We start from the raw sequence: 4,659 nt of genomic DNA on the forward strand, positions 1-4,659 counted from the left end.
GGCTTACTGATAATGCTGCTAAGTATCATAAACAACGTCTTGAATAAAAGGTAAACAAACCGTAACGCTATGATGTCTCAGTCTCTTATATCAGATATGCTGCTTCCTATATGGGTCAGCGTTAAGCTTGCTGGTGTCACGACCTTATGCTTGTTATTGCTCGGTACGCCATTGGCTTATTGGCTGGCAAAGCCAAGTCGCAGTCATACCGCTGGGCGTATCAAAATCATACTGATGGGGATGATTGCGATGCCGCTTGTTCTACCACCTACTGTGATTGGGTTCTATTTATTATTATTGTTAAGCCCTAATTTTGGTATCGGTAAGTGGCTGCTGCAATACAATATCAGCTCCTTTGTCTTTACCTTTGAAGGACTGGTCATCGGCTCTATCATCTATTCATTGCCTTTTTTTGTTCAGCCCGTCTACGCGCAGTTTTTACGCATTCCAGTTAGCGTAATGGAAGTCGCAAGCCTATTAGAGCCCAGTCGATTCAGGCGCTTTATACGAGTCGCCTTGCCGCAAGCGCGTATCGGTATTATTCTTGGTAGCTTAATCAGCTTTGCGCATACGATTGGCGAGTTTGGCGTGGTACTGATGATAGGCGGCAGTATCTCAGGTGAAACTAAGGTGGTCTCGATTGCTATCTACGAACAAGTAGAGGCATTAAACTATGAGGCAGCGCACATGATGTCTGCCATTCTCATCATTATGGGGATGGTTATGGTGACATTAATTGCAAGTGTCAGCCGACACTATCAACGCTTATAAAGTGGCTAAAAAACGCCATAAAAAAACCTCAAGTAAATGAATACTTGAGGCGAAACTTGCTTAAACCCGAGAGTTTACATTCGTTTTAGCTTACTATAAAACAGAGTTTCTACTTAACATCAGCATGGGTCAAATTTAGTACAGTTCTAATATCATTCATCATCGATAGGGTCTTAAAGTTCTTGTTTTCTAATTTATCGCCAACCACATAACAAACCAATTTAAATGCGTCGATGCGTTCTGACTTGGTTTTTATTAGTGTGCTTAGTGATTTAATAGAGGGTTCTTCAGCAAAACGAACGATAAGCGTCTGAGTATGTATCATATCTGCCAAATCAGCGTGTGACAGATGAGTAAACGGTTCTTGTTCAGTGAGCACTTCAGTCAAACGCATAAGCTGATCACGGTCTATATTATTATCAGCAACAATAATGCACAAGATCATCATACGTACAACTGCCTCATTAAAGCCACCTTCAGCGATTTTGGTCAGTGCCGCCTCTACCTTTGGCAATTCATGCAATTCATCTTTATTCAAAAGACGGCGTGAGCCTACTTGTTCTCCATATTCACGAAACCAAGGCATTGACCAAATTCCGAAGAACATGCTCTCTGTGTACCTACCTTGCCAATCTCGCCAAAAGTCTAGTGTCATTTTGACACTATCCATAAACATTTTTTCTACTTGCAAGAAAAGATTATCCTGCTGCATAGACTCAATAGCGGGTAGTTTGACTCTGGCATAAACATCAGAAGGATTATACGTTTCTTTAGCTTTTTTTGCAGGAACGAAGTCATCACATTGTTGTGTGTCAGTTGTACTAGTGATGACTTGACTCAAATGACAGGCAGCTACTGTTAACGGATTGTTGCTACTCCATAGGCTTCTTTGGAGTCTCAGTGGGTGCATAGTACGAAGAAATTGAGCAGAAGTCTCATTGCTCATGGCCTTTACTAATGGACGCAAATTATGCTCATAAGCTTGAGTTTGAGCCATTGAGTAGCGGTGTACCGCTTTAAATAGCTCTTCATCAGTTCGGTCGTCTCCTATCGCTTGACTTAAATCTTTAAAAGTACGACGCTTCAAATCGAGGGTAAACTTTTTTTCTTGCCCAAATCCCTCAATATCATCAATTTCCAATTCATATAGCCCTGGTGGTAAAATTTCAATCATATCCATGATTGAGGCAATACCTGTATGCTCATAATTGGCTATTTTTGAGCTGACAAAGATACCCAAATGGCCCACTTGCTCATGAATCATATAGATGATACGTTGACCGCATACCTCAACATCTCTTTCATCACTATAAGCATCCAAAATCCACGTTAGTGCCTGTTGCGGGGGGGTAATATCATCACCACGTGAGGCAAAAGCTATAATCGGTGCTTTAACATTACGTAGATCAATATTCATCCCTATTTCTAGCTGTGCTGTATTGCGAGCAAGACGATTACCAATAAATATATTTTCTACAATCCACTGAATTTCTTTATCATTCATTAAAAAGAAACCGCCCCACCAACGCTCAAAATCAAGAAAACGCTGACGGTTAGCCTGTGGGTTTTTGTATAAATCGTAATATTTTCCCACATAGTTTCGATAGGGGGTCATTTGTTCAAAGTTATTGACCAGCGCAGCACCATCAAACACGCCATTATTCATATCAGCACTAAGCATGGATAGCCAAGTGCCACCGTTGACACCTGCTTTGTAACGCATTGGGTTGACCCCAACCTTTCCGCTCCAAGCTGAGATAGGCGCCCCATTTAGGACGATAGGACCTTTAATTTCTGGATTGGTTGCAGCTAAAATGAGCACCGCCCATCCACCCTGACAATTACCAATGATTACTGGTGATTCTGCAGTTGGGTGTCTTTTTTCTACTGCACGAACGAACTTTCCTTCTGCATAAGTAATATCGGCCATGGTTTGCGTCGGCTCGGGAAGATGCTTAAATGCCACAAAATATACAGGGTGCCCCTGCTTAAGTGCGACACCAACTTGACTTTCATGTTTAAAGCCACCGATACCAGCACCATGCCCAGCCCTAGGATCGATAATGATATAGGGGCGCTCATTATCATTAGTGACAATTCCTTCAGGAGGTTCTATTCTTAGCAAGACATAATTGCACGGGCGCTCAAACTTGCTTGCATCCATGATTACTTGATAATCATAATCTAAAACCGGTGGACAGCCAGCCAGCTCATGCTCAAGAAAAATATCACCACGCTCCTTGAGTACACCGACTGTTTGTAAAAGTCGTTTACTACTGTCAGTGCTATAGCTTAGCCATTCTTGCCATAGTCGTCCCTCTGAAGTATACATCTTTTGCCAGCTTTTCATGATGGCCTTATTATCATCATTCAGTGTCTGGATATTTTCTTTGATTTGTTGATGATTTTGCTGTAGGTGCTTACAACTAACTTCTATTAACAAACCCGCACTGTCTGTCCTATAGTGATTTTGCAGGTTAAGTTCGTCTAAGGTGCTTTCATTTTTATAAAACCGATGGTTTACCATGTCCTGAAAGTTTGGTATAAAATTTGTGGTTCTATGATGTGGGTTGCTACGATTTAACCATACTTCAGCTTTATTTTGATTTTCAATATTTTCTTCAATGATATCTGACATAGGTGGTTCCAATTTTCAATTAACGATAATATTTTTTCATACATTGTATATATCAGTTTTAATAATAAAGTCTCAATACTAAATTTTTAGTGCTAAGCTCAATAGCAGCTGTATACCGCCCCCTATTTATTATTTGGCAAAGCTAGCTATTAACCAAAATATTAGATCAACTAGGGGTTAGTCGAGAGTAAAGCCTCATCCACTCTGATGTGTACATATTCTCCCGGAGCGTCACAAAGAACCTGCCATTCTTTGCCTGTGTGATCCATACTCGGTTGTCTGCTATCTACTTTTCCTGTGCTGTGCTTCTTGATCCATTCTTCCCAATGCAGCCACCAGCTCCTATCCTGTTTTTCTGCTTTGGCATACCACTCGTCAGGATCTGCAACATACTCTTCATGAGCATAGAAGCCATATTTACCCGTTGGAGGGTTGATAATACCAGCGATGTGTCCTGATTCACCGAGTACGAAAGTAACATCACCACCAAGCACCTGTGTGGACAGGTAGCTTCCCTTCCACTTGGCGATATGATCTTGCAATGTCGCCACGACGTAGGTTGGGATAGTCACTTTTGACAAATCAATCTTCACACCGTCAAATGCTAGCTTGCCTTTCTCAATCATCTTATTACCTAGATACAGCTCACGTAGTATAAAGCTGTGCGATGCGGCGGTAATATTGGTGCAATCAGAGTTCCAATACAAGAGATCAAAAGGCACGGGGCGCTCGCCTTTTAGGTAGTTCTGTACATAATAATTCCAATAAAGGCTATTTTCACGTAACAGACTAAAGGCGGCGCCCATTAGTCGTCCGTCAAATACACCTTGCTTGTTTGCTTCTTGCTCAAGGGCACTAACCGTACTGTCATCAGTGAATACGCCTAAATCTCCAGGGTCACTAAAATCAAATAACGTCGCCCAGAACGTAGCACTGGCAATACGCTCTGCTTGTTTATTCTCAGTTAACCAAGATAGCGTCAGTGCCAGCAATATACCACCGACGCAATAACCGATGACGTTGGCACCTGTCTCACCAGTAATTTCTTTGACGACGTCTAGAGCGGTCAGCAAACCTTCTTGCATATAGGTTTCCATACCGACGTCTTTATATGCCGAAGTTGGATTGGCCCATGAGATAATAAATACACTATGGCCTTCATTGAGCGCCCAACGGATATATGAGTTTTTCTCTTTTAAATCCATGATATAAAACTTGTTAATCCATGGCGGTACAATTAATAAAGGACG

At 41.6% G+C, this 4,659-nt stretch carries 3 protein-coding genes; 1 reads left to right on the top strand and 2 read right to left on the bottom strand.

Going from position 1 to position 4,659, the window contains the following annotated elements:
- Positions 1-69: 69 nt before the first annotated feature.
- Positions 70-771 carry a molybdate ABC transporter permease subunit gene (gene modB, locus VLN09_RS07185; protein WP_325245069.1) on the top strand — a complete coding sequence of 234 codons (702 nt, stop codon included), beginning with the start codon at positions 70-72 and terminating at the stop codon, positions 769-771.
- A 109-nt stretch (positions 772-880) separates the two neighbouring features.
- Here the strand turns inward: modB and VLN09_RS07190 are convergent, their stop codons facing one another.
- Together VLN09_RS07190 and VLN09_RS07195 are read right to left on the bottom strand one after the other, a co-directional pair.
- Positions 881-3,409, bottom strand: a complete 2,529-nt coding sequence (locus tag VLN09_RS07190) for a DUF3141 domain-containing protein (protein WP_325245071.1) — start codon at positions 3,407-3,409, stop codon at positions 881-883.
- Positions 3,410-3,579: 170 nt separating this feature from the next.
- A partial coding sequence (locus VLN09_RS07195) for a PHA/PHB synthase family protein (RefSeq protein ID WP_325245073.1) occupies positions 3,580-4,659 on the bottom strand: 1,080 nt, incomplete at its 5' end.

This window comes from Psychrobacter sp. (assembly GCF_035469765.1).
Classification (GTDB): domain Bacteria; phylum Pseudomonadota; class Gammaproteobacteria; order Pseudomonadales; family Moraxellaceae; genus Psychrobacter.